The organism is Pseudonocardia sp. ICBG1034, assembly GCF_020131375.1.
GTDB lineage: Bacteria > Actinomycetota > Actinomycetes > Mycobacteriales > Pseudonocardiaceae > Pseudonocardia > Pseudonocardia alni.
The window spans coordinates 2,207,104-2,231,127 of the sequence record NZ_JAHLEK010000015.1 but is presented as its reverse complement, the minus strand read 5'-3'; the positions used below and the strand labels follow the sequence as shown (position 1 = coordinate 2,231,127).

Below are 24,024 nucleotides of genomic sequence, written 5' to 3'. Positions count from 1 at the left end.
GCGTCAGTACCCGATCGCACTCGCGTAGTGGACCGCCCCGAAGACGACGGCGGAGCCGGTCACGGCGAGGGTGGCCAGCGCGAACGGCCAGGCCGGGCGTCGTTCGACGACCCGCAGCACGGTCATGGCGAGACCGGCGATCCCGGCGGCGGCCGCGACCACCAGCGACCCGCCGACCGAGACGAGCACGGCCGAGGAGCTGCACGTCCGCGGCGGGCAGTAGTCGAGGAACGCGACGAGGAAGACGGCACCGAACACGCCCAGGGCGACCAGCATGCCGGTCACGGCCAGCGCGGCCCCGGACAGCGCGGCGTCCCAGCGGACGATCGGCCGACGCCCCGCTTCCGGACGAGCGGGACCGGTCGACAGCATGACCTCAACGGTACCGCTACCGCCCGGTACAGGACAGATCGGACATCCATCGTCACCGTTCGGTGAGCGGCCGGGCGCTGCCTCCGGCCTGGCACCCGGGACACCAGAACAGGTTCCGCGTGCGGACCTCGGCGTGCGCGATCGGGGCGCCGCAGACCAGGCAGGGCTGTCCGGTGCGGCGGTAGGCGTAGACGACGCTGGCGCAGACCGCGCCGCGGTCGGGGGGCGCCAGCAGGGCCGGGTCGTGCTCGGGGCGCAGCGTCTCGATCCGGCCGCGCCGCTCGCCGTCGCGGAGCATCTCGGTCAGGTCGTCCCAGAGCAGGGCGAAGGACCGGTCGTCGAGGTCGCGCGCCGGGGTCATCGGGTCCAGTCCGGTGCGGAACAGCGTCTCGGCGCGGAAGACGTTGCCGATGCCCGCGATCACCGTCTGGTCCATGAGCAGGGCGGCCAGCGGGACCCGGGAGCGGGCGAACCGCTCCCGGACTCGCGCCGGGTCCGCGTCGTCGCGCAACGGGTCCTCGCCGAGGCGGGCCCGCAGGTCCTTCACACCCACGTCGTCGAGCAGCTCGCAGGCGGCCGGACCGCGCAGGTCGGCGTAGTGCGTCTCGCCGACCATCCGCATCCTGACCTGGCCGCGGGGCGGCTCCTCGGGGAGCCTCCGGTTCGGGAACCGGCCCCACAGCCCGAGGTGGACGTGCACGGTGGTGTCCGGCCCGTAGTGCTGGAACAGGTGCTTGCCGTGGGCCTGCACGTCGACCAGCACCCGCCCGTCGACGATCTCGGCGCCGGTGGTGAAGCGGCGCTGCGGACTGGAGACGGCCACCGGCCGTCCGGCGTAGCGGCGGCGCTGCAGCCGCGCGAGCCGGTGCACGGTGTGTCCCTCGGGCATGCGGAGGGGTCCCCCGTGCGGGCGGGTACTACTCCCCCGCGGACACACCCGCCGCGTGCCGGGCGGGCCTGCGACGGCGTCCGGCGACGAGCGCGTCGACGGAGAACCGGCCCGGTCCGGTCGCGGCCAGCGCGAGTCCACCGGCGGCGATCACGCCGACCAGCTCCCAGCCGCCCGAGTCGACGAACGGGTTCAGGCCCACGTGCGCGAAGAGGTAGGCCCCCGCCATCGCGACGACGACGGCGAGCCCCGCCACGGTCGTCGCGGCACCGGCGATCAGCAGCAGACCGCCTCCGAGCTCGGCCGCGATGACGAACAGCGCGGAGACCGTGGGCAGCGGGATGCCCATGCCGGCGAAGCCCGACGCGACCCCGCCGACACCACCCGAGAGCTTCTGCAGGCCGTGGGCGACGAGGACGACGCCGACGAGCAGCCGGACGAGCAGGAGTGCGATGTCGGAGAGCGGCGCGGGGAGCGGGCGCATGGGTTCCTCTCGATTGTTGAACTTTCACGCTTATGCTCCCGAGGCTAACAGGATCGTCGCAACGGCGTAGTCGTGGCGGCCTGTTCCTGCCCGCGTCGCCGCACCCCTCCGGTTGCGCCACGGCACGGCGGGAGATCAGCTGGACCCGTGCCCGACTTCTCGACGCTGACCCACCTGGAGTGCTCCCGTACCGGCGAGGTCCTCGACGCCGACACGGTGCAGGGCACCTCGGCCTCCGGTGCCCCGTTGCTCGCCCGCTACGACCTCGACCGGGCCCGCACGCTGGTGACCCCGGCCGACATCGCCGCCCGCCCGCCGGACCTGTGGCGCTACCACGAGGTGCTGCCCGTGCGGGACCCCGCGCACGTGGTGACGATGGGCGAGGGCATGACCCCGCTGCTCCCGCTCCCCCGAGCCGGCGCCCGCCTCGGGCTGCCCGGCCTGCGGATGAAGGACGAGGGGCTGGTCCCGACCGGGGCGTTCAAGGCGCGCGGCGCCGCCGTCGGGGTGTCCCGGGCCGCCGAGCTCGGAGTCCGGGCGGTCGCGATGCCCACCAACGGCAACGCCGGTGCCGCCTGGGCCTGTTACGCCGCGCGCGCCGGGCTCGGTGCGCTGATCGCGATGCCGGTCGACGCCCCGGAGATCACCCGGCGCGAGGTGGCCGTGTCCGGCGGGGAGCTGTACCTGGTCGACGGCCTGATCGGCGACGCCGGGAGGCTCGTGGCCGACGCCGTCGCCCGCCGCAACTCCGTCGGGGCGGGGTACCAGGACACCTCGACGCTGCGCGAGCCCTACCGCATCGAGGGCAAGAAGACGATGGGCTACGAGATCGTCGAGCAGCTCGGCTGGCGCTGCCCGGACGTCATCCTCTACCCCACCGGCGGCGGCGTCGGGATCATCGCGATCCACAAGGCCCTGGCGGAGATGCGGGAGCTCGGCTGGATCTCCGGCCCCCTGCCCCGGCTGGTCGCGGTGCAGGCCACCGGCTGCGCGCCGATCGTCGACGCGTTCGAGGCCGGGCTGCGCGAGTCGACGGCCCCGGCCGACCCGCACACGGTCGCGTTCGGGATCACCGTGCCCAAGGCGCTGGGCGACTTCCTCGTCCTCGACGCCGTGTACGACACCGGCGGGACCGCCGTCGCCGTCTCCGACGACGAGCTGCTCGCCGCCGAGCACGCCCTCGCCCGCGACGAGGGCACCTGGATCTGCCCGGAGGGCGCGGCCTGTGTCGCCGCGGCGGGCCGGCTGCGGGAGTCGGGGTGGCTCGACGGGTCGGAGACGGTCGTCGTGCTGAACACCGGCAGCGGCCTGATCTACCCCGACACCGTGACCGCCGACGCGCCGGTGCTGGCGACGGACGGGCGCATCCCGTGACCCACGGCGACCTCGTCGTGATCACCGGTAGCCTGCGCACGTGTCACTCCTGCGACCCGGATCCGAGCCGTCACCCGCACCGCTCTCGCGGTACTGGCGGACCTACGTGGCCGAGTGCACCGAGCAGGTGCAGCGCTTCCACCGGATCACCACGGTGATCTCGGCGATGCAGGTGCGGACGTGGCTCACCGAGATCGGCAAGCGGCTGGACTCCGAGCTGGAGGCGGTGCAGCGCCTGGCCGCCGTCGGCGACTCGATCGAGCCGGCACGGTTCCGGCTCACCGAGCCGCCCGCGAAGCGGATCGCCGCCCGGCTGAACAAGGCCAAGGCGTCGCTGAAGCAGTCGGTCGACCAGGCCGCGGAGATCGCCGAGCAGGCGGTGCTGGACCCGACCCACGACGACGTCCGGGTGCACCTCAAGGTCCTCAACGAGCAGGTCGGGCGGCTCGCGATCGCCGCCCCGATGGAGGACGAGCCCGCCGACCGCCCGCGTCGCCGCCGATGGGGCCGCACGGCGTCCTGACCCCGGCGTCCGGCCCCCGCGTCCGGCGCGCGGGTGACCGCGGGCGCCCGCACACTCGGGTGATGGACATCGAGGCCCTGCACCCGGTCGGCGCCCGCGTCACCGGGACGTCCCTGCCCGACCTCGACCCGGACGCGCTCGGGGCGCTGCTCGCCGAGCACGGCGTCCTCGTCCTGCCCGGTCAGGACGACGTCGGCGACGACGGCTTCCTCGCGTTCCTCCGAGGTCTCGGCCCGCTGGCGTTCACCACCGGTGAGACGCCGCTGGAGACCCACCCGGACCTCAACGTGATCTCCAACGTCGGCCGCGACACCCCGCCGCGCAGCTCGTTCCACGTCGACACCAGCTACGTCGCGGCCCCGCCCGCCTACACCGCGCTGCGGGCGGTGACCGTCCCCGCCCGGGGCGGCGCGACGCAGTTCTCCAACCAGTACCGCGCCTACGAGACGCTCCCGGAGCCGCTGCGGACCCGGCTCGACGGCCGCAGCATCCGCCACGTCGTCACCGGGCTGTCCCCCGACGACGCCGGTACCGAGACCGAGGCCTGGCACCCGGTGTTCCGCCCGCACCCGCGCACCGGCCGGATCGCCCTCTACCTCTCGACCGCGGCCCGCTGCGCCGAGGTCGGCGGGATGGACGCCGAGGAGTCCGCGGCGACCGTGCGGGAGCTGATCGAGCACTCGACACGGCCGGACAACGTGCTGGACCACCGGTGGGCACCGGGCGACGTCGTGATCTGGGACAACGCCTGCGTGCTGCACCGCGCCGACCACGCGGGCGTCGTCGGGGACCGGGTCATGCACCGCGGCATGGTGCGCGAGCACGTCCGGCCCCGCGCCGCCCGCTGAGCCCCCGTCGCGCACCCCGGACGGGGTCGCCGCACCCGCCGCGGAGGGTGCGCGAGCCACCTGCGGGGTGCGACGGCGCGCCCCACCGGCGGCGGCAGCCGGATCAGCGGTCGGAGCCGGGTGGGGCGGTGGTGCGGGCGGCGGCGCGGGTGACGGCGTCGGCGAACAGGTCGGCGACGCCGATCCCCGCGGCCTCGGCCATCGTGACGACCACCGAGGTGCGGGCGAACGAGCAGTACAGCCCGGCCTCCAGGAACCAGGGCCGGCCGTCGGGGTCGATGCGGAAGTCGAACAGCCCGTAGTCGCGGCAGCCCAGGGCGCGGAACGCCGCGCGGGCGGCGTCCTGCACCGGCCCGGTGACCGGGTCGCCTGCGTCGACGATCCAGGACCGGGCGTCCTTCGCGACCAGGCGCAGGTCGCCGTCGCCGGTGCGGGCGAGCTTGTCGTCGGCGAGGCGGACCGGCTTGTCGACCGCGTCCATCCGGTACTCCTCCAGCGGCAGGCCGACCAGGTGGCCGTCGCGCTCCACCACCGCGCACCGGACCTCGCGGCCCAGCGGCACGAACTCCTCGACCAGGGCGCGGTCGCCGTGGACCAGGGCGTCCTTCACGGCGACCTCGAACCCGTCCGGGTCGTGGACGAGGGTGACGCCGACCGAGTTGTCGGTGTCCACCGGCTTGACGACGGCGGGTGGCCGGACCGTCGGCACCTGCCCGGCGCGCACCGTCTCCCCCGCCGGGACGGCGACCCCGCCCTCGGCGACGACCGCGCGGGCCAGTGCCTTGTCCGCGCCCAGCGCCATGACCTCGGGGGTGTTGCCGACGTAGCCGATCCCGAGCAGCTCGAACAGCGCCCGGTGGTGGGTCATCCCGGGCCGGCAGAACATCTGCGGCACCATCACGTCCACGTCCGCCCGGACGATCTCGGCGACCGCCTCGGGGAGGGTCAGCAGTGGCGCGGCGGCGATCTGCTCCGGGTCGAGCCCGGCCGGGAACCGCCAGCCCTGCGGCGTCACGTACGCGACGACGAACTCGTAGCGCGCCGGGTCGGTGGTCGCGGCGAGGCAGTCCGCGGCGTAGAGCCGGGACAGGTCGCAGAAGAACTCGTCGACGCCCGAGCCGACGAGGTGCAGGACACGCAGCACGGTTCAGTCCCCCGCCGGTTCGACGAGCTTGCCGATGTTCACGTCGACCGTCACCCACGGCCGTCCGCGCAGCAGGTTGCCCAGCAGCAGCGAGGCGATCTGCAGGTGCGGGACCAGCAGGAACGGCAACGGGTCGTGCACGTCGAGCAGTGCCTCCCGTCCGTCGCGCACGATCCGCAGCCGCTCCCGCCACGACCCGGGGTCGCCGAGGAGCCGGCCCAGCTCGTGGTGCAGCCAGTAGGTGGGCCGGGTCGCCGGTGCCGGCACGAGCGTGCCGGCACCGGCGTCGAGGTAGGCCGCGGCGACGCCCGGGTGGTCGTGGAACAGGGTGATCGCGGAGTGGGTGCGCGGGTTGCACTCGATGGCCAGGACCCGGCCGTCGGGTGCCTCGATGAAGTCGAACGACAGCTGCCCGGTCACCCCCAGCTCGCCGCAGAACCGCCGCACCCAGTCCTCGATCGCCGGGTGGTCGACGTGGTCGTAGTTGAGCAGGAAGCTCGACGACGGACAGCAGCAGTACAGCCGGACGTCGCCGTCGCGGACGGTGGCGTGGGTGCAGTACTCCGTGCCCTCGACGAACTCCTGCAGGATCCAGGGGTTGTCCGGTGAGATCGGCAGGGTCGCCACGAACGCCGCGGTCTCGGCGCGGGTCGGGAGCGGCAGCCGGGTCAGGTCGCGGCGGCGCACCGGGTCGTAGCGCAGCGACTTGAGGATCCAGGTGCGCCCCGGGGTGGCGGCGAAGTCGTGGTCGACGACCTGCGCCGGGTCGGTGATGCGCCGCGCCGCGGGCACCGTCAGGCCGAACCCGGCGGCGGTCGCGGTGAACCGGTGCTTGTCGTCGAGCATCGCGACGACGTCGGCGTCGGGGTGCACGACCGCGCAGAACGGTTCGAGCAGCCGCTTGGCGTCGGCGTCGTACCAGCTCGCGACGGGGCTGCACACCGGCACGTACACGTCGGCGCCCTCCCGGCGGGCGATGTCGGCGAGCGCGTGGGCGTAGCCCGGCGCGTCCGGGGCGGGGACGACGTGGAACGCGTCGACCGCCCGGGAGAACCGGTGCCCGGTGAAGCGGTAGCGGGCCTGCTCGACGAGCACGACCCGGTGCCCGGCACGGTGGAAGGCCCGTGCCAGCTCCAGCGCCTTGGTCATCTTCCCGCCGCTGAGCAGCACGGTCAGCGGCCGGTGCGGCCGGGCCCGCTCACGACGGCGCAGGAGCCCGGCCAGCGCGGCGACGCCGGTGATCACCAGGTCGGCGGGCAGGGCGGCGGTGAGCAGGGCGAGGGTGCCCGCGGTACGGACCCGGGTCGCCGCCGTGCCCTCGCGCGGGGCGCCGTCGCGGCCGGTGCCCAGCGCACGCCCGGCGAGCCCGGCGGCGGCGAGCGCGACGACGCCCGAGGCGAGCCGCGCCGGGGCCGGGCCCGACGAACGGGCCCGGCCCCTCAGGGCGGTGGTGCGGCTCATGCGGACCGTCGGATCAGGGTCAGCCCGTCGCGCAGCGGCACCAGCACCTGCTCCACGCGGGGGTCGTCGGTGATCCGGCGGTTGAACGCGGCGATGGCGTCGCCGTTCGCCGTCCGGTCCCCGGTCCAGGGCAGCCCCTGCATCAGGGTGTTGTCGACGCAGACCACCCCGCCCGGGGCGAGCAGACCGCCGTCGAGGACGGTGTCGAGGTACCCGGCGTAGCCGGCCTTGTCGGCGTCGACGAACACCAGGTCGAACGCGGTGCCCCGCAGCCGGTCCAGGGTGTCCGCGGCCGGGCCGACCTCGACCCGGATCCGGCGTCCCGCCGGGGACGCGGCGAAGCAGTCCCGCGCGAACGCCGCCACGTCGGCGTCGAGCTCACAGGCGACCAGCTCGCCGTCGTCGGGCAGGGCCTCGGCCATCGCGAGCGCCGAGTAGCCGGTGAACATGCCGACCTCGAGGACCCGCCGGGCGCCGGTCATGGCGACGAGGAACGCGAGGAACCGGCCCTCGACGTGACCGGACAGCATCTCCTGCTCCAGGGTCCCGGTCCACGCCGCGGACCGGGTGCGCGCCTCCAGCTCGACCAGTGCCGACGACGCCGGCGAGGTGTGCTCGTCGAGGTAGGGGTCGAGGCCCGCGGCCAGGTCCCGGGCCCGGACGAGGTCGGCGTCGGCGCCCGCCCCGGCGCGGGTGACGAGGTCGTCGAGCAGCTCGGCGAGGATCGTCGTCGGTGTGACCGGGCGGGCGGGCCGGGTCGGTGCGCCGGTCACTTCAGCGACCACATGTCCACCCCGCCCGCCGCCGTCGGCAGGTCGGCGACGACCTCCTTGTGCGCGGCCAGGGCCGCGGTCAGCTCCGCGGGGGTGGCGTCGTTGACGAAGTGGCAGGTGCCGATGGGCTTCGGCACCGCCGCGCGCAGCAGCCCGGCCCGGGTCTGGATGATCGACTCGGTGGCCTCGGTCAGCAGCTCCGGGGTGAGGTACGGGCTGTCGACGGTGAGGCCGAGCCCGCTGAACAGCCGGTGGACGCGGTCCCGCTCGCCGGTGGAGATGTAGCCGCGCCGCTCGGCGAGGGTCGCGGAGAACGCCATGTCGACGCTGATCGCGTGCCCGTGCAGCATCGGCGTCTCCGGCGCCAGCTCCAGGGTGGGGCTCCAGGTGTGCCCGAAGGCGATGACCCGGTCGAGGTCGAGCTCGTGCAGGTTGCGGTGCTCCAGCTCGAGCATGGTGCGGACGGCGTCGTAGGTGGCGCGGTGGGAGATCTCGCGCAGCTCCGGCGTGCCGTCCCGGTGCCCGAACCCGGTGGCCAGCAGGTCCTCGCCGTACTTCTCCAGCAGGTCGAACAGGTCGGCGTTCGCCACCGTCGCGATCTTGATCATCTCGGCGACACCGTTGCGGACCTGCGCCTCGGGCAGCGTCGCCAGGAACGAGAAGTCCAGCAGCACGTCGTGCGAGGCGTGGAAGGCACCGAGCCGGTTCTTGTGCTTCCCGTGGTTGACCGCGACCTTCATCGCGACGCTGGCGTCGATCAGGCCGATCAGCGTGGTGGGGATGCGGATGTAGGGCGTTCCCCGCTTGTAGGACGCGCACGCGAAGCCGGCGACGTCGGTGGTCAGCCCACCCCCGACGACGAGCGGCGGCTCGGTGCGGTTCAGCCCGAACTCGGCGAACGCGTCGACGATCCGCTCCAGGGTCCGCAGGCTCTTCGCGGTCTCGGCGATCGTGAGCGGGACCGTGGTCAGTGCGATGCCGTGGTGGTCGAAGTAGGCGCGGATGCGGTCGCCGTAGAGCTCGTGCACCGCTTCGTCGACGACCATCAGGCAGCGGCCCCGGTCCCGGTACAGGTCCGCGACATGCGTGTTCTCCGGTGCGAAGGCGCCGTCGACGTAGGAGAGGGTGAACTCGATCCGTTCCCAGCTCTCGACCCGGAACGCGGTGTCGGTGGTGGTCAGTGTCGGGCTCGGCGGCAGGGTCTGCGCTGCCTGGGGCTTGCTCATGTCCTCTGGTCTCCGATCAGGGTCGATCCGGGGCGGGGCATGGGACTCGTGGGCACGCCCGTGCCGGGCCCGGTCGGTACGACCGGGCCCGTGGGGGCCGTGCGGGAGGGGTGCGGCCGGGCGTCAGCGGGTGACGTCGGCGAGCAGCGCACCGTCGTCGAGCGACTCGACGCGTTCGGTGGCCTGGGAGAAGTCGTGACCCGCGGTGTTGGCGTTCGGGAAGGCGACGACGCGCACACCCGCACCGGTCGCCGAGGCGACGCCACCGACGTTGTCCTCGATGGCGACCACGCTGTCGGCGGTCTCGCCGAGCGCGGCGATCGCGTGCGTGTACGCCGCCGGGTCGGGCTTGGGTGCGGACACGATCGCACGGTCGACGAGCAGCGCGAAGTCCGTGCGCGTCACGTCCGGTCCGAGCGCGTCGAGGACCGCGTCCACGTTGTCGCGGGAGGTCGTCGTGACCAGCCCGACGGTGACCCCGCGGCCGTGCGCGGCCTTGATGGTCTCGCGGACGCCGGGACGCGGGGTCGCGCCGGACTCCCGCAGCTTCGTCCGGAAGACCTCGGACTTGGTGGCGTGCACTGCGTCGGCGTCGACGGTCTCACCGGTGGACGCGGCGTGCTCGGCGATGCGCTGGGCACCGCCGTTGGACTCCAGCATGGCGAGGTAGTCGTCGCGGTCCCAGTGCCAGTCGAGGCCGTGCCGGGAGAAGGCCTCGTTGAACGCCTCGCGCTGCAGCTCGGAGGTGTCGACGAGGGTGGAGATGGAGCCGAACAGGATCGCGGGCACGGGGGTGCTCCTTCGCGGTCGGAGCAGGCCGACGCACGCCCCGCCGCGGGTGGTGGCGGCGGGGCGGGATGCGCGTACGGACGCTCGTGGGAGGCGCCGATCCTGCTGCGTGTGGACACGCCGGGACCGACCGGTTCGCGGTGGCGGCCGCTCTGGTGGACCGCCTCCTCCCAGTATCGAGGGGCCCCCGTGTTCGGCAACTCGAACTCGGGTGGCCGGGCCTCAGAAGGGTCGGTCACCCGCGATCGCGACACGCTCGGCGACCCGGGTGTGCGGGTGGTAGTCGCCGACGGCGTAGTGCTGGGTCGCCCGGTTGTCCCAGAACGCGAGCGTCCCCTCCGACCAGCGGTAGCGGACCTGGAACTCGGGCACGTGGGCCTGGGCGAACAGGTGCCGCAGCAGCGCGTCGGACTCCTCGCGCGGCAGACCGACGATCGCGGTGGTGAACGAGGCGTTCACGAACAGCGTGCGCCGCCCGGTCTCCGGGTGGGTCCGCACGACGGGGTGGGTGACCGGCGGGAACAGCGCGTGGCCGCGGGCCAGCCGCTCCGGGTCCAGGAACCGGGCGAAGCCGGGCACCATGTCGTGCACCGCGACGGCGTCGTCGACGCGTGCCTTCACCTCGTCGGTGAGGTTGTCGTAGGCGACGGCCATGTCGGCCCACATGGTGTCCCCGCCGAACGGCGGCGTCTGCACCATCCGCAGCATGGCGCCCATCGCCGGAGCGGTGCGGAACGTGGTGTCGGCGTGCCAGATGTTCTCGTAGGTGCGCTTCCCGGTGCCGAAACGGACGACGTCGGCGGAGTCACCGGTGTCGAGCATCGGGTTGGTCTCCAGGTCGCCCCAGAGCAGTGCGAGCTCACGCTGCCGCTCGCTGGTCAGGTGCTGGCCGGGGAAGAACAGGACCTTCCACTCCAGCAGTGCCCGGTGCAGCTCGGCCCGCAGCTGCTCGTCGACCTGCTCCCGCAGGTCGATCCCGGTGATCTCGGCGCCCAGGGTGCGTCCGAGCGGGGTGAGCGTGAACGCCTCGAAGTCCCCGCCACATCGGTCCGCCCCGTCCCCCGGCAGGCGGGCGAGCAGGCGCTCGCCCTCCAGGAGGTCGATGGCGGGCGTGGTGCGGGGCCGGGTGACCGGCGCGTCGAGGTGGATCGTCACGTCCGCGATGGTGCGTGCGCCGTTCGGCGGTCGACAACCGGGTGTCCACTGTGCGGTGACCTGTCCGGTCAACTCCGGCGCGCGCCGCCCCGGACCCACTCCAGCGCGGCGTGCCCGGCGGGCGTGAGCGCGGCCGTCAGCTCCCGGACCGCGGTGTCGGACAGCGGGAACCGCGCCCCTTCCCCGGTGGACGCCCACACCGACGCGGCCAGGTCCACCGGCCCGGCCGCCTGCACCAGCAGCGGCACCACCCGCCGGTACTCCGAGCGCACCAGCGCGTCGAGAGCGGTCGCGGCGACCGAGACGTCGAAGTCCAGGTCCCCGGGGTCGGTGGAGTCGGCGAGGTCCAGGCTGCGCCGCTCCGCGATGATCCCGAGCAGCACCGGGTGCAGGCGCGGGTGGTCGCCCAGCACGCGGTCGGGGTCGACGTCCCACTCCCCCGGCACGCCCAGGTCGAGGGCGCGGGCGCAGAACTCGCGGTGGAACATGTTCAGCGCGAGCAGCCGCAGCACCAGCTCGCCGCGCTCGTACTCGGTGCCGGCGGCGGCCAGTCCGGCCCGGGTGAGGATCGACCAGGCCCACGCCGCCCACTCCGGCTCGGAGCCGTCGTAGCAGAGGTCGAAGACGCTCGTCGCGACCTCGTGGAGGTCCCCGAGGACGTCGGCGGGGTCCGGGGGTTCGAACAGGTCGTCCCACATGTCGGTCATCGGTGACGGTTCTACACGCGTGCCGCGGTTGGGCCGACGGCCACGGGGTACCACCCGCCCAGCACCCGCTCTCCCCCGACGGGCCGGGCGGCGCGGGCGTGTCGTCGTCGGCTGCTCGAAACCGTCGGACCCGACAGGCAGGATGGACCCATGACGACCACCGAGTCCGCCCCGAACTCGCGACCGTCCGGTCTCGACCTCAGCTGGGTCGACCCGGACGTCCGCCCCCAGGACGACCTGTTCGCCCACGTGAACGGCCGGTGGCTGGCGACCCACGAGATCCCCGACGACCGCTCGCAGGACGGCGCGTTCCGCGTCCTGCGCGACCGGGCCGAGGACCAGGTGCACGAGATCGTCGAGGAGTGCGCCTCGTCGTCGGAGCCCGGCACCGAGGCCCGCAAGATCGGCGACCTGTACCGGTCCTTCATGGACGTCGAGCGGGCCGAGGAGCTCGGGACCGCGCCGCTGCGCCCGCTGCTCGACGAGATCTACGCCGCCACCGACCGGGCCGCGCTCGCGACCGTGCTCGGCCGGCGCCAGCGCGAGGGCCGCGCCGCGCTGTTCGGCGAGTTCATCGCGACCGACCTCAAGGACTCCTCCCGCTACCTGGTGAACCTCAACCAGGCCGGGCTGGGGCTGCCCGACGAGTCGTACTACGGCGACGAGGGCGACCCGGAGATCCGCACGAAGTACGTCGAGCACCTCCGGCGCCTCGCCGAGCTGGTCGGGCTGGCCGAGCCGGAGCGCGTCGCCGAGCAGGTCATGGACCTGGAGACCGCGCTCGCCGACGCGTCGTGGGACCGGGTCCTCAACCGGGACGCCGAGAAGACCTACACCCTGATGACCCGCGACGAGCTCCGCGCCGCCGCCCCGGGCTTCGACTGGGCCGAGTGGGAGTCCGCGCTGGGGGTGCCCACGCACGCCTACGACGAGGTCATCGTCCGCCAGCCGAGCTTCGTCACCGCGGCCGGTGAGCTGTGGGCCGGGCGCCCGCTGGAGCAGTGGCAGGCGTGGCTGGCGCTGACCGTCGCCGGGTCGTGCGCGGAGTTCCTGTCCGCCGACCTGGTCGAGGCCGACTTCGACTTCTTCGGCCGCACCCTGTCCGGCACCCCGGAGCTGCGCGAGCGGTGGAAGCGCGGGGTGTCGCTGGTGGAGGGCGCGCTCGGCGAGGCAGTCGCGAAGATCTACGTCGAGCGGCACTTCCCGCCGCGGGCCAAGGAGCGCATCACCGAGCTGGTCGACAACATCGTCGAGGCCTACCGGCGGTCGATCTCCACCCTGGACTGGATGAGCCCGGCCACCCGGGAGCGGGCGCTGGACAAGCTCGGCAAGTTCACCCCGAAGGTGGGCTACCCGGACGCCTGGAAGGACTACTCCGAGCTGCAGATCGACCCGGCCGACCTGCTCGGCAACGCGGGCCGGGCCGCGGAGTGGCGTCACGACTTCGAGTACGCCAAGCTCGGCGGCCCCGTCGACCACGGCGAGTGGCTGATGACCCCGCAGACGGTCAACGCCTACTACCACCCGCGGCTCAACGAGATCGTGTTCCCGGCCGCGATCCTGCAGCCGCCGTTCTTCGACGCCGACGCCGACGACGCCGCGAACTACGGCGGCATCGGCGCGGTCATCGGCCACGAGATCGGGCACGGCTTCGACGACCAGGGCTCCCGCTACGACGGCGACGGCAACCTCACCGACTGGTGGGAGGCCGCCGACCGGACCGAGTTCGAGTCCCGCGCGAAGATGCTGATCGACCAGTACGACGGCCTGTCCCCGGCCGGCCTGCCCGACCACAAGGTCAACGGCTCGCTGACGGTCGGCGAGAACATCGGCGACCTGGGTGGGCTGACGATCTCGCTGAAGGCCTACGGGATCGCGCACGAGGGCTCCGAGCCGCCGGTGATCGACGGCCTGACCGGTGAGCAGCGGGTGCTGTTCGGCTGGGCGCAGGTGTGGCGGGCGGTGACCCGCGACGCCGAGGCGATCCGGCGGCTCACCACCGACCCGCACTCGCCGCCGGACCTGCGGTGCAACGCGGTCGTCACGAACCTCGACACGTTCCACGAGGCGTTCGGGGTGACCGAGGACGACGGGCTCTACACCGACCCGGACCGGCGCGTCCGGATCTGGTGAGGCGTTCCCCCGTGCCGGGTTGACCGGCCGGCGCGGGGGTATCCGGTCCCATGACGCAGAAGTTCGCCAAGGGCACGTGGGTCGCGTGGAACTGGGGCAACGGCACCCCGACCGGCAAGGTCGTGGACCACTCCACCGACCGCATCGAGAAGACCATCGACGGGTCGAAGCAGTCCCGCAACGGGACCGAGGACAACCCGGCCTACGTGCTGGAGCAGGAGGACGGCCAGACCGTCCTCAAGCTCCACTCGGAGCTGAAGAAGGCGTGACCCGCCGGCGGCGGCGCCGCACCACCAGGTAGACCACGACGAGCAGGGCCAGGAAGGGCACACCCGCCTGCGCCGCCGTCGCGAACTGGGTGGTGAACGGCGTCGTCGCCAGCACCGCGGCGACGAACAGCATCGCCGCGACGGTCGTGTACGGGGCGCCCCACAGCCGTACCGGGGACTCCTGCCCCGCGCCGGACCGGCGGAACGCCAGGTGCGCGGCGAAGATCAGCAGCCAGGTCACCAGCGCCCCGAACAGGGCCAGCCCGACGAGCAGCGGGAAGGCGGTGGCCTCGGCGAACACCGAGACCAGCGAGGCGAGCGCCAGCCCGACGGCGGACAGCGCGAGCGCCCGCTGCGGGGCGCCGTGCCGGTTGACCCGGGCGAGTGAACGGGGCGCGTAGCCGTCGCGGGCCAGCGAGTAGGTCATGCGCGCGGTCACGTAGAGGTTCGTGTTCATCGCCGACAGCGCCGCGGTCAGCACCACGACGTTCATCACCGTGGCCGCCGCGGGCACCCCCGCCAGTGCGAACAGGCGGACGAACGGCGACTCGGTGACGTCGTCGCCGGTCGTCACGGTGTTCCACGGCAGCAGGGTCACCACCACCAGCATCGCCCCGACGTAGAAGACCGCGAGGCGCACCACGGTGCGCCGGGCCGCGCGCGGAATGTCGCGGACCGGGTCCGAGGACTCGGCCGCGGTGACGGCGACGGCCTCGGTGCCGAGGAACGAGAAGGTCACCACGGTCAGGGCGAGCCAGATCGCGCCGAGGCCGTTCGGGGCGAACCCGCCGTGCGCGGTGAGCGCGCCGAGGCCCACGGGCTGCTGCCCGGGCAGACCGAACACGATCGCGACGAGGCCGACGGCGATGAACGCCACGATCGTCACGACCTTGATCATCGCGAACCAGTACTCGGTCTCGCCGAAGAAGCGGACCGCGCCCGCGTTGACCGCGAGCATCACCGCCGAGAACCCGACGACCGGGATCCACAGCGGCAGGTCGGGATACCAGAACGTCAGGTAGAGCCCGGCTGCGACGACCTCGCTGCCGATGTTCACGACCTGCGCGGCCCAGTACATCCAGCGCTGCACGAACCCGGCACCGTGCCCGAGGTAGCGCTGGGTGATGGGCCCGAACCCCCCGGCCTCGGGGTGGCGCACCACCATCTCGGCCAACGCGTAGGCCAGGACCAGTGCGACGACCGCGGCGACGACGTAGGCGACGATCACCGCCGGCCCGGCGATGGAGATGGCGAGCCCGGAGCCGAGGAACAGCCCGGTGCCGATCGCGCCGCCCACGGCGATCATGCCGATCTGGCGTCCGTCGAGTTCACGGCGCAGGCCGTCCATGCTGCTCCCCGTGCGGTACCGCTCCCCCGGCCCGGGTCACGGGCGGGGCGCGCCGGCGCCGGTCCCGGCCGGTGGGCCGGAACGGTGCGGGGCGCAACGGGCGGTGATCCTCGCACGCGTCCGGCGGTGTCAGTCCCGGGGGCCGTCCGGCGGCGCCTCGACCAGCGCCCGCCGGAACCAGGTCACGTCGCGCCAGGCCCCGTGCTTCCAACCGACACCGCGGAACGTCCCGACCTCGCTGAACCCCAGGGCGCGGTGCAGCGCGGCGCTCGCCTCGTTCGGCACGGTCATCCCCGCCACGGCGACGACCATGCCGCGCGCGACCAGCTCGGCGAACAGCGCCTCGTACAGCGCCCGGCCCAGCCCCCGCCCCTGCGCCGACGGGGCCAGGTAGACCGAGACCTCGCAGGTCCACGCGTAGGCCTCGCGGGACTTCCAGGGCCCGCCGTAGGCGTAGCCGAGCACCTCACCGCCGGGGCCGACGGCGACCAGCCAGGCGTGCCGTTCCCGGGCGGCGGCGATCCGCTCGGCCATCTCCACCGGGCCCGGCGGCTCGGCCTCGAAGCTGATCGCGGTGTCCCGGACGTAGGGGGCGTAGACGGCGGCGCAGGCGTCGGCGTCCTCGGCGGTCGCCGGGCGGATGACGGGTCGGTTCGGCACGGTTCACAGCGAATCACGGTGCACCGGTCGCGTCCGGGGGTGAGGATCGACGTGTGCTCCTGTCGATCGTGCTCGGACTGCTCTTCGGCCTCGCCGGCACCTCGACGTCGGGGGTGACGGTCGCGTTGCCGTTGCTCGCCGACGGACTCGGCGTCGACACCGCGGTCGCGACCTGGATGGTGAGCGGGTACGCGGTCGCGCTGGCCGTCGCGACGCCGGTGCACGGACGGCTCGCCGACGCCGTCGGCATCCGGGTGCCGCTGTGTGTCGGGGTGGGCCTGCTCGGGCTGGGAGCGCTCGCCGCGGCGGCCGCGCCGAGCTTCGGTCTGCTGATGGCCGCCCGGATCGTGCAGGGGCTCGGCGCGGCGTCGGTCCCGGTGCTCGCCTCGGCGCTGCTGGCCGCCAGGACCCCGCCGGAACGACGCGGCGGCGTGCTCGGGCGGCTGGCCGGGATCTCGGCCGCACTGTCCGCGCTCGGCCCGCTGATCGGCGGGGCGCTGACGACGGTCGGCGGCTGGCGGGCCGCGGTCGCGCTGCCCGTGCTGGCGCTGCTCGCGGTCCCCTACCTGTGGCGGCACTCGGTGGTCCGCGGCGACGGCGCCCGGGTGGACCTGGTGGGTGCGGTGATCGTCGCGACGGCGGTGACCGGGCTGGTGCTGCTGGTGCAGTCGCCCAGCGCGGGTGCGGTCGCGGCCGTCGCCGGTGGGGTGCTGCTCGCGGTCGGTGTCCCGGTGACGGCGCTGTGGGTGCGGGCCCGGCCCGACGGGTTCCTGCCGCGCGGGGTGGTCGGCAACGCGACGGTGGTGCGCAGCTCGCTGTGCGCCTCGGCGGTGCCCGCCAGCTGGTTCGCCCTGCTGCTGGGCATCCCGCTGGAGCTCGCCGAGCGCGGCTGGAGCCCGCTGGCCACCGGGCTGGTGCTGGTGCCCTCGGCGGTGGTGGCGTTGGTGTGCCCGGCGGCGTCGGCGTTCCTGCAGGCCCGGATCGGGCCGCGGCAGACCCTGACGTGCGCGTGCGCGACGACCGTCGTCGGGCTGGTCGTGGCCGTGGCCGGGGTGGCGAGCCACCTGCCGTGGGTGCTGGCGCTCGCGCCGATGCTGGTGACGCTGGCGTTCGGCACCGGCCAGCCCGCGATGATCGCCGCCGTCGGCACCGCGGTGTCGCAGGACCGGCGCAGCGGCGCGATCGGGGTGGCGACACTGTGCTTCCTCACCGGCGCCGGGATCGGGGCGGCGGTGATCGGCGGGTTCGCCGCCGTCGTCGGGCTCGCCGCGGCGCTCGCGCTGCTGCTGGTGCTGCCGGTCGCCGGGACCGCGGTGCAGCTGCTCGCGGGGCGCCGGCCCGGAACGGCGTGATCGTCCACCCGCGCCCCGGCGACGCCCGGTGGCCGGCCGGGCCGGTCGTCGCCGGCCGAGCCGCTCAGCGGCCCGCCCGGACCGAGCGCCGCACCTCGTCGGTGTAGCGCAGGCGCAGCGCCGCGGTCCGGGCGGTCCCGACCAGCCGCGGGTCGGTGCCGGGGGTCTCCCGGGCCACGACGTCGTCGAGCCACACCCGGAAACAGCCGTGCAGCCCGCGGACCAGGCCGTCGAGCAGGCACGACGCCGGGTCCAGCGGGTCCAGCACGGTCGAGACCGCCCGGTGGCCCCGCTCGGGGTCCGGCGCCGGCTCCGGGCACACGACGAACCAGCCCTGCCGGGCCAGGACGGCCTCCTGGAGCAGGTCGAGGACCACCTCCTCCTCACCGGTCCCGGCGAGGGTGCAGAGCACGTGCCGGGTCACCGCGAGGTCCTCGTGCCCGATCGCCTCGGCGAGCGCGACGACGTCGGGCACCGTGTGCCCGACCCGCTCCGCGACGAGCGCGGCCGAGGCCCGCAGCCAGCGCAGGGTCGCGACGGCGGCCGCGTTCGGCTCGACCGACGTCGCGATCGCGGGCGGGCCGAACGGGTCGTCGTGCAGCAGCGAGTGGGCGACGAGGAGCTGCTCGGCCGGGGCGTCGCACCGGGGGTGGACGACGGCCTGGGCGGAGCGTCCGGTGAGGACGCCGTCGTCGGCGTCGAGCACGGCGTCGGTCTCGGCGCGGACGTCGGCGGCGACGGCCTCGCGGAACGCCCGCCCCGGTGCCCGCGCCACGATCCGGCCCAGCAGGTGCGCGGTCTCGGCACAGCCGTCCTCCATGACGCGCAGCAGGTCCCCGACCGGCTGGTTCGGGTGCCGCACCGCCGCGGCGAGCGCCTCCGGGTCGAGCTCGTGCGCGGCCTGGTCGGCGTAGGTGGCCCACAGGTGCGTCGACAGGGCGCTCAGCGCCTTCGCGGTGCGGCGGGCCAGGGAGTGGTCGAGGGACTTCGGGACGCGGGCGGCCCGGTGGGCGACGGCGCCGTCGCCGGTGGGCCAGCAGGCGACGATCGTCGAGGCGACCGGGTCGTGGGCGTAGGTGGTCATGCGGCTTGGACGAGGCCCGCGCCGCGGCGGTTCCGCCGGGTCCGCGGTCGGGCACCGACGGCCGCTCCCGACCGCCGGGTCACCGGCCCGGCCGGTACACCAACCGTCGCAGCAGCTGCTCGGCCGGGCCCGTGCGGCCGGCCCGTTCGAGTCCGACGGCGACGACGACGGTCACCGCCCACACCCCGACCGCGTAGACGGCCATCCCGGCGCTGCCCAGCAGCCCACCCACCCCGAGCCCCCAGGCCGCGAGGACCGGCGCGCACAGCACGGACTGTCCCAGATAGCCGGTCATCGACCGCCTGCCCAGCGCGGTCACCGCCGACCCGACCCGCCCCGGTGGCCGCCCCTCGAGCCTGGCGGCGAGCAGACCGAACACCGCGACGTAGCCGATCCCGCACGCCAGACCGGTGACCATCTGTACGGCGGTGAACGCCCAGACCACCGTGCCGAGCTCCGGCAGCACGCCGACGTGGGCGAGCGCGTGCGGCAGCCCGCCGAGCCAGCCGACCGCGACCCCCACGACGGCCACCGGCCACAGCAGCCGCCGGTGCTCGGCCGGCCGTTCCAGCACCCTGCGCCGGGCGGCCCAGACCCCGAGGAGCATCGCGACCGGTACCGCGAGCCCGAACAGTCCCTGGCCGAGCACGATGAACGGCCACAGCAGCATCCGGTCCAGCGCCGCCGTGAGCGGGTCGGTGGCCGAGGCGCTCGCGGTCACGAAGGCGGGGAGCCCGCCGGCCTGCACCGGCACTCCCCCGACGACGACCGCCCAGGCCCCGTACAGCGAGAACGCGGCGAACGCCGTGAGGACGACGGTGCCCAGCGCCGACCACACCAGCAGGGTCCGGTCGGAGCGTCGCAGGAACAGCCAGGTCAGCACCAGCCCGCACAGGCCGTACGCGCCCAGGACGTCGCCGCCCCACAGCAGCAGCGCGTGCACGAGACCGAACGCGATCAGCCACAGGTTGCGGCGGCGGAGCACTGCGAAGGCCCGGGCGTCCGGCGCCCCGGCCTCGGCCTGACGCCGACGGATCACTGCGAGGCCGTAGCCGAACAGGAACGCGAACATCGGGTACACCCGCATGTCCACGCCGATGATCAGCGCGGCCTGCACGACCCGGTCGACGGGCGAACCGTCGACCGGGTGGAAACCGGCCTCGGAGTGGGCCCGTCCGTACAGGTAGAACGGCGTGTTCGCGAGCGCGATGAGCAACAGCATCGCCCCGCGGGCGAGGTCCGGCGCCGGTGCGCGCTCCGCCGTCCCGAGCGGGCCGACCGGCTGCGGGCCCGGTTGCGCGGCCGTCACGACATCCTCACGCGGACCATCGCACCGCGTGATGTACCGGACAGGCAAGTGGAAATCGGGCAGTGGGCCGTCCGGTCAGTGGTTCCCGACCACCCGCTCCGGCACGACGAGCACCGCGGCCCGCCGCTGCTCGGCCATCACCCGGTCGTACTCGGCCCAGTCGTCGTGGGTCCCGCCGCACGCCACGAACACGTCCCGGAGGAGCTGCGGCACGTCGACGCCGTCCCGCGGGTCGTCCGGCCCGATGATCTCGGAGCTGCCCTCGACGGCCGCCCAGCGCCACCCGGCCCGCCAGTGCAGCGACGTCGCGGGTCGCGCACGCAACGCCGTCAGCTTGACGGGGCCGTAGGTGACGTAGGCGGCCACCGGGGCGCCGGTGACGGGGTGGTCGAGCACACCGGCGTTGACCAGCGAGGTGTGCGGGCGGCCGTCGGCGCGTACGACCGCCACGGTGCACAGCCCGGAGTCCTCGGCGACGATCCGCCGTACCGCGTCCAGATCCATGCCGTCAGTGTGGCGCGTCAGCGCCAGCCGAGCTTCTTGGTGCAGGCGGGCCAGGCCTTCCAGCCCTGCTCGTCCTGCACCTTCTTCGCGATCTCGATCTGCTGGGCCTTGGTGGCCTGCTCGGCGCTCGGCGCGTACTGACGGCCGCCGAACTCCTTCCAGGTCGACGGCGTGAACTGCAGGCCGCCCTTGAAGCCGTTGCCGGTGTCGGCGTCCCAGTTGCCGGTGCTCTCGCAGTGCGCGAGCTTCTCCCAGGTGGCCGAGCGCTCGACCGACGGGGCCGACGAGGTCGACTCGGCCGCCGAGGCGGTCCCGGCGACGCCCAGCGGGGCGGCCGCCATCGCGGCGAACGCGCTGATCCGGGCGACCTTCCGGCCGGTCTCGGTGGGTTTGCGGTGTCGTCCAGCCATGGTCGTTCCTCTACCTCGGGGAGCAGGTGCCGCCCGGGCCGGAGTGCGGGGAGGACCCGGAGCGGCCGACACCGTAACCACGCCGAGACCATCGGTCACAACCCGTGACACCCGCCCACCGCGGAGTACGCGACGAGTGGTCGCCTGCCCGCGTTCACCGACGGACGGAGTAACGCATACCGCTCGCGCCGTCCGCCGATCAGGCTCCGCAGGTCGGCGCGGGGACCGGTTCTCCGGTCGCGGGAACCGGCACACGGCGGCCCAGCACGGCCGCGACGAGGGCCAGCAGGGCGACGACGCCGCCGTACACCAGCGCCGTGGGGCGCAGCTCGCCCAGCGTCGCGGCGACGCCCGCGACCATCGCCGGCACCGAGAACGCCAGGTAGGCCAGTGTGTAGAGGGCGGCGAACAGCTCACCGCGCTCGTGCGGGGCCGCGAGCGAGGACATCGTCCCGAACGTGGCGTAGGCGGCCGCACCGAACCTGAGCCCGGCGACGACCGCGCCGACGGCGGCGAGCGCGAGCAGCCCGGTGAACACCCCGGCCAGGGTGACGACGGTGCCGACGGCCAGCAGCCCGGCCGCCGGGACGAGCAGCGTCGACGGCACCCGCCCGCGCAGCGCGAACGCCGTCACCGCGCCGGTCCCGACGAGCGCGACGACGGTGAGCCCGCCGACCAGGTGGTCGTGCACCCCGAAGACCTGCGCGACGACCGAGCCCCCGAGCGACAGGTAGAGCCCGCCGAGCGCCCAGCTGGCCAGCAGGATCGGCACGATCGCGACGAAGCCGGCCCGCACCCGCGGCGGCACCCCGACCCGCGGGCGCAGCGACGCGAGCGCCCCGGGCCGACGGTCGATCGTCTCCGGGATCAGCGTGACCAGCACGGCGGCCAGGACCAGGCCGGCGAGCAGCAGCGCCCAGACCAGGCGGGTCGGGGCGGGCGCGTACTCGACGAGCAGGCCGCAGCCGAGCGCACCGAGCGCCAGCCCGGCGAGCGGAGCGGTCCCGTTGATCGCGCCCGCCCGGTCCGGCCGGTCACCGCGGGCGGCGAGGTCGACCAGCGTCGCGGGCAGCGTCGCCGTCGCCGCGCCGGTCGCGACGCCCTGGACGACGCGCGCGACGAGCAGCCAGCCGACGCCGTCGGCCAGCAGGAACAGCACCAGGGACACGACCTCCAGCGCGATCGCACCGAGCAGCACCGGCTTGCGTCCGATGTGGTCGGACAGCGACCCGGCCACGAGCAGGGCGGCGATCAGCGCGAGGACGTAGACCGCGAACACCGTGGTCAGCGTGAACTCGGTGAAGGCGAACTGCTCCTGGTAGACGACGTAGAGCGGGGACGGCGCGGACGACGCGGCGAGGAACCAGACGAACGTCGCTGCGACGGCGGCGAACGCCACCGGCGGGGACAGGCGGGGCACGGTGCTCCTCGGGTCGGACGGCCTTCTGAGCATCGGCAACGACCGGCCCGCGACGGGCATTCCCACGCCGCTGCGTGGCCGGCCACCCCCACCCGGGCTGCTCCCAGGGGCACCCTCGTAGCCCTCTAAGCCACGAAAGTGCCCCTGGGGGCAACCCCGGGGTGCAGGCGCAGCGGGTCAGGCCAGGGCGGCGCGCAGGGCGGCCCCCGCCTCGTCGAGCAGGGCGCGGCTGTCGTCGACCGCGGCACCGAACTGCAGGAACCCGTGGATCATGCCCGGCGACTCGCGCAGCTCCGCCTTCACGCCCGCGGCGTTCAGCGCCGCGGCGTAGGCGGCACCCTGGTCGCGGAGCGGGTCGAACTCGGCGGTGACGACGAGCGCGGGCGGCAGCCCGGACAGGTCGGTGGTGCGGGCCGGGGACATGCGCGGGTCCAGGGCGTCCTGGTCGCCGGTGAGGTAGTGGCCCATGAACCACTCCATCCAGGCGACGGTCAGCAGCGGGCCCTGGGCGTTCTCGGTCATCGACGGGCTCTGGTCGGCGGCGTCGACGGCCGGGTAGACCAGCAGCTGGAACCGCAGGGCGGGGCCGTGGTCGCGGGCGTGCTGGGCGACGACGGCCGAGAGGTTCCCGCCCGCGGAGTCGCCACCGACGGCGATGCGGGACGGGTCGCCGTCGAACTCCGCGGCGTGGGCGTGCACCCACTCCAGGGCGGCGACGGCGTCCTCGACGGCGGCCGGGAACGGGTGCTCGGGGGCGAGCCGGTAGTCGACCGCGACGACGACGGCGCCGGACCGGTTGGCCAGCGACCGGCAGACCGGGTCGTGGCTGTCGAGGTCGCCGATCACCCAGCCGCCGCCGTGGTAGAAGACCAGGACCGGGAACGGGCCGGTGCCCTCGGGCGTGTAGATGCGCACCGGCACGTCGCCGGCGCGGTCGTCGCGGACCGCCGCGACCGGCTCGGGCAGACCGGACACCGCGGCCATCTCCCGGATCATCGCGCGGTTCTGCGCGACGGTCATGGTCTCCGGTGGCGCCCCGCCCTGTTCGGCCATGAGGTTCAGGAGGGCTTCCACCTGCGGGTGCAGCGGCACGGTCGGTGCTCCTTCGACGTCGTCGTCCTGCGGGGCGGAGGGCCCCACCTGATCATCCTGCACCCGCCGGTCCCCGACGGCACGGACCACGACCGCGGCGGCGGCCAGCAGTGCCGCCAGCGCCGGGACGGCGGCCGGCAGGTGCGCCAGCGCCAGCCCGCCGGCGACGGCGCCGAGCACGATCGCCGCGAGCTGGCGCAGCGCCGGCCACCGCCGCCCGTCGCCGGTGGCCAGGTCGGACACGGCGCCGGTCAGCGTGCCGGTCATGTAGGTCGTGGACTGTCCGAGCAGCTGCGCGACGCTGCTCTGCCCGCCCATCGCCAGTGCGGCGCCGGCGAGCAGCGGGAGCGTCGCGCCCGGGGCGAGCGGCCAGGCCACCGCGAGCACGACGAGCACCACCAGCTCGGCGACGAGCGGGACCGACACCGCCGTCGGCCACCGGCGTCGCAGCAGCGACCACAGCGCGACGCCGACGACGAACCCGGCCACCGCGACCGCAGGCGGCAGCAGCCGGGCCGGCTCGGCGACGGCGAGGGCGTGCCCGGCCGTCACGAGGTTGCCGGTGACGACGCCGGCGAACGCGCCGCCCAGTGCGACCACGGCCCAGACGTCCACCACCCCGGCGCACGCGGCCAGCAATGCGAGGACCACCGCACGGTTCACCGCGTGATCCTCCCGCGGCGGTGGCGCCGGTGGCA

General features: G+C 74.5%; 24 protein-coding genes and 1 pseudogene. 6 read left to right on the top strand and 19 right to left on the bottom strand.

Annotated elements, in window-relative coordinates; all coding sequences use genetic code 11:
• Window positions 1–3 precede the first annotated feature (3 nt).
• The 3 genes from KPF22_RS11995 to KPF22_RS11985 are packed head-to-tail and all read right to left on the bottom strand — an operon-like array spanning window position 4 to window position 1,745.
• Window positions 4–372 carry a hypothetical protein gene (locus KPF22_RS11995; RefSeq protein ID WP_208824207.1) on the bottom strand — a complete coding sequence of 123 codons (369 nt, stop codon included), beginning with the start codon at window positions 370–372 and terminating at the stop codon, window positions 4–6.
• Window positions 373–424: 52 nt separating this feature from the next.
• Window positions 425–1,261, bottom strand: coding sequence for an Fpg/Nei family DNA glycosylase (locus tag KPF22_RS11990; protein WP_224402084.1), 837 nt, complete (start codon window positions 1,259–1,261; stop codon window positions 425–427).
• A 28-nt stretch (window positions 1,262–1,289) separates the two neighbouring features.
• A complete protein-coding gene (locus tag KPF22_RS11985) occupies window positions 1,290–1,745 on the bottom strand; it encodes a DoxX family protein (protein WP_224402083.1) in 456 nt (151 codons plus the stop codon).
• 147 nt (window positions 1,746–1,892) lie between these two features.
• On the opposite strand from KPF22_RS11985, the gene KPF22_RS11980 reads away from it, so the two are divergent.
• The 3 genes from KPF22_RS11980 to KPF22_RS11970 all read left to right on the top strand — a co-directional run bounded on the left by KPF22_RS11980 (window position 1,893) and on the right by KPF22_RS11970 (window position 4,490).
• Window positions 1,893–3,119 (top strand): threonine synthase, encoded by a 1,227-nt coding sequence (locus KPF22_RS11980; RefSeq protein ID WP_224402082.1) that lies wholly within the window; start codon window positions 1,893–1,895, stop codon window positions 3,117–3,119.
• Between the two features lie 40 nt (window positions 3,120–3,159).
• Window positions 3,160–3,642, top strand: a complete 483-nt coding sequence (locus KPF22_RS11975; protein ID WP_062396040.1) for a hypothetical protein — start codon at window positions 3,160–3,162, stop codon at window positions 3,640–3,642.
• A 62-nt stretch (window positions 3,643–3,704) separates the two neighbouring features.
• Entirely contained in the window at window positions 3,705–4,490 is a 786-nt protein-coding gene (locus KPF22_RS11970; protein ID WP_208824216.1) for a TauD/TfdA family dioxygenase, read from the top strand.
• Window positions 4,491–4,593: 103 nt separating this feature from the next.
• On the opposite strand, the gene KPF22_RS11965 is transcribed toward KPF22_RS11970, so the two are convergent.
• From KPF22_RS11965 to KPF22_RS11935, 7 genes are all read right to left on the bottom strand, one after another.
• Window positions 4,594–5,634, bottom strand: a complete 1,041-nt coding sequence (locus KPF22_RS11965; protein WP_224402081.1) for a D-alanine--D-alanine ligase — start codon at window positions 5,632–5,634, stop codon at window positions 4,594–4,596.
• Between the two features lie 3 nt (window positions 5,635–5,637).
• The gene (locus KPF22_RS11960) at window positions 5,638–7,095 is read right to left on the bottom strand and encodes an ATP-grasp enzyme (RefSeq protein WP_224402080.1); all 1,458 of its coding nucleotides are present in this window, start codon (window positions 7,093–7,095) and stop codon (window positions 5,638–5,640) included.
• Complete coding sequence (locus KPF22_RS11955) at window positions 7,092–7,868, bottom strand: class I SAM-dependent methyltransferase (protein WP_224402079.1); 777 nt, start codon at window positions 7,866–7,868, stop codon at window positions 7,092–7,094. The genes KPF22_RS11960 and KPF22_RS11955 overlap by 4 nt, the downstream gene beginning before the upstream one ends.
• Window positions 7,865–9,094: a sedoheptulose 7-phosphate cyclase gene (locus KPF22_RS11950; RefSeq protein ID WP_224402078.1), complete on the bottom strand. Its 1,230-nt coding sequence runs from the start codon at window positions 9,092–9,094 to the stop codon at window positions 7,865–7,867. The genes KPF22_RS11955 and KPF22_RS11950 overlap by 4 nt, the downstream gene beginning before the upstream one ends.
• Window positions 9,095–9,217: 123 nt before the next feature.
• Entirely contained in the window at window positions 9,218–9,883 is a 666-nt protein-coding gene (locus KPF22_RS11945; RefSeq protein ID WP_208821944.1) for an HAD family phosphatase, read from the bottom strand.
• Between the two features lie 222 nt (window positions 9,884–10,105).
• Complete coding sequence (locus KPF22_RS11940; protein WP_224402077.1) at window positions 10,106–11,038, bottom strand: TauD/TfdA family dioxygenase; 933 nt, start codon at window positions 11,036–11,038, stop codon at window positions 10,106–10,108.
• A gap of 68 nt (window positions 11,039–11,106) precedes the next feature.
• On the bottom strand, window positions 11,107–11,745 hold the full coding sequence (locus tag KPF22_RS11935) for a hypothetical protein (RefSeq protein ID WP_224402076.1): 639 nt from the start codon (window positions 11,743–11,745) through the stop codon (window positions 11,107–11,109).
• 150 nt (window positions 11,746–11,895) lie between these two features.
• Between KPF22_RS11935 and KPF22_RS11930 the strand changes: the two genes are divergently transcribed.
• Entirely contained in the window at window positions 11,896–13,878 is a 1,983-nt protein-coding gene (locus KPF22_RS11930) for a M13 family metallopeptidase (protein ID WP_224402075.1), read from the top strand.
• Between the two features lie 50 nt (window positions 13,879–13,928).
• Window positions 13,929–14,147 carry a DUF2945 domain-containing protein gene (locus KPF22_RS11925; RefSeq protein WP_062396049.1) on the top strand — a complete coding sequence of 73 codons (219 nt, stop codon included), beginning with the start codon at window positions 13,929–13,931 and terminating at the stop codon, window positions 14,145–14,147.
• Here KPF22_RS11925 and KPF22_RS11920 read toward each other — a convergent pair.
• Together KPF22_RS11920 and KPF22_RS11915 are read right to left on the bottom strand one after the other, a co-directional pair.
• Window positions 14,116–15,495 carry an amino acid permease gene (locus KPF22_RS11920; protein ID WP_224402074.1) on the bottom strand — a complete coding sequence of 460 codons (1,380 nt, stop codon included), beginning with the start codon at window positions 15,493–15,495 and terminating at the stop codon, window positions 14,116–14,118. The genes KPF22_RS11925 and KPF22_RS11920 overlap by 32 nt on opposite strands.
• Window positions 15,496–15,624: 129 nt before the next feature.
• A complete protein-coding gene (locus tag KPF22_RS11915) occupies window positions 15,625–16,155 on the bottom strand; it encodes a GNAT family N-acetyltransferase (RefSeq protein ID WP_100878103.1) in 531 nt (176 codons plus the stop codon).
• Between the two features lie 53 nt (window positions 16,156–16,208).
• On the opposite strand from KPF22_RS11915, the gene KPF22_RS11910 reads away from it, so the two are divergent.
• Window positions 16,209–17,507: an MFS transporter gene (locus KPF22_RS11910; protein WP_224402073.1), complete on the top strand. Its 1,299-nt coding sequence runs from the start codon at window positions 16,209–16,211 to the stop codon at window positions 17,505–17,507.
• Window positions 17,508–17,571: 64 nt separating this feature from the next.
• Here the strand turns inward: KPF22_RS11910 and KPF22_RS11905 are convergent, their stop codons facing one another.
• From KPF22_RS11905 to KPF22_RS33610, 7 genes and pseudogenes are all read right to left on the bottom strand, one after another.
• On the bottom strand, window positions 17,572–18,591 hold the full coding sequence (locus KPF22_RS11905; RefSeq protein WP_224402072.1) for a hypothetical protein: 1,020 nt from the start codon (window positions 18,589–18,591) through the stop codon (window positions 17,572–17,574).
• A 79-nt stretch (window positions 18,592–18,670) separates the two neighbouring features.
• Window positions 18,671–19,900, bottom strand: a complete 1,230-nt coding sequence (locus KPF22_RS11900) for a DUF418 domain-containing protein (RefSeq protein WP_224402071.1) — start codon at window positions 19,898–19,900, stop codon at window positions 18,671–18,673.
• A 75-nt stretch (window positions 19,901–19,975) separates the two neighbouring features.
• Complete coding sequence (locus tag KPF22_RS11895; RefSeq protein WP_224402070.1) at window positions 19,976–20,404, bottom strand: pyridoxamine 5'-phosphate oxidase family protein; 429 nt, start codon at window positions 20,402–20,404, stop codon at window positions 19,976–19,978.
• A gap of 17 nt (window positions 20,405–20,421) precedes the next feature.
• Entirely contained in the window at window positions 20,422–20,814 is a 393-nt protein-coding gene (locus KPF22_RS11890) for a transglycosylase family protein (protein ID WP_224402069.1), read from the bottom strand.
• A 199-nt stretch (window positions 20,815–21,013) separates the two neighbouring features.
• The gene (locus tag KPF22_RS11885; protein WP_224402068.1) at window positions 21,014–22,234 is read right to left on the bottom strand and encodes an MFS transporter; all 1,221 of its coding nucleotides are present in this window, start codon (window positions 22,232–22,234) and stop codon (window positions 21,014–21,016) included.
• 177 nt (window positions 22,235–22,411) lie between these two features.
• Window positions 22,412–23,287, bottom strand: a complete 876-nt coding sequence (locus KPF22_RS33615) for an alpha/beta hydrolase (RefSeq protein WP_374107487.1) — start codon at window positions 23,285–23,287, stop codon at window positions 22,412–22,414.
• A gap of 138 nt (window positions 23,288–23,425) precedes the next feature.
• Window positions 23,426–23,977 (bottom strand): annotated as a pseudogene (locus KPF22_RS33610) (DUF1275 family protein); the annotation flags it as partial.
• Window positions 23,978–24,024: the final 47 nt, after the last annotated feature.

Coding starts and splice junctions, on each gene's coding strand:
- KPF22_RS11995 (WP_208824207.1), bottom strand. CDS start 372: ATGCTGTCGACCGGTCCCGCTCGTCCGGAAGCGGGGCGTCGGCCGATC.
- KPF22_RS11990 (WP_224402084.1), bottom strand. CDS start 1,261: ATGCCCGAGGGACACACCGTGCACCGGCTCGCGCGGCTGCAGCGCCGC.
- KPF22_RS11985 (WP_224402083.1), bottom strand. CDS start 1,745: ATGCGCCCGCTCCCCGCGCCGCTCTCCGACATCGCACTCCTGCTCGTC.
- KPF22_RS11970 (WP_208824216.1), top strand. CDS start 3,705: ATGGACATCGAGGCCCTGCACCCGGTCGGCGCCCGCGTCACCGGGACG.
- KPF22_RS11960 (WP_224402080.1), bottom strand. CDS start 7,095: ATGAGCCGCACCACCGCCCTGAGGGGCCGGGCCCGTTCGTCGGGCCCG.
- KPF22_RS11950 (WP_224402078.1), bottom strand. CDS start 9,094: ATGAGCAAGCCCCAGGCAGCGCAGACCCTGCCGCCGAGCCCGACACTG.
- KPF22_RS11935 (WP_224402076.1), bottom strand. CDS start 11,745: ATGACCGACATGTGGGACGACCTGTTCGAACCCCCGGACCCCGCCGAC.
- KPF22_RS11930 (WP_224402075.1), top strand. CDS start 11,896: ATGACGACCACCGAGTCCGCCCCGAACTCGCGACCGTCCGGTCTCGAC.
- KPF22_RS11925 (WP_062396049.1), top strand. CDS start 13,929: ATGACGCAGAAGTTCGCCAAGGGCACGTGGGTCGCGTGGAACTGGGGC.
- KPF22_RS11920 (WP_224402074.1), bottom strand. CDS start 15,495: ATGGACGGCCTGCGCCGTGAACTCGACGGACGCCAGATCGGCATGATC.
- KPF22_RS11905 (WP_224402072.1), bottom strand. CDS start 18,591: ATGACCACCTACGCCCACGACCCGGTCGCCTCGACGATCGTCGCCTGC.
- KPF22_RS11895 (WP_224402070.1), bottom strand. CDS start 20,404: ATGGATCTGGACGCGGTACGGCGGATCGTCGCCGAGGACTCCGGGCTG.
- KPF22_RS11890 (WP_224402069.1), bottom strand. CDS start 20,814: ATGGCTGGACGACACCGCAAACCCACCGAGACCGGCCGGAAGGTCGCC.
- KPF22_RS33615 (WP_374107487.1), bottom strand. CDS start 23,287: ATGGCCGAACAGGGCGGGGCGCCACCGGAGACCATGACCGTCGCGCAG.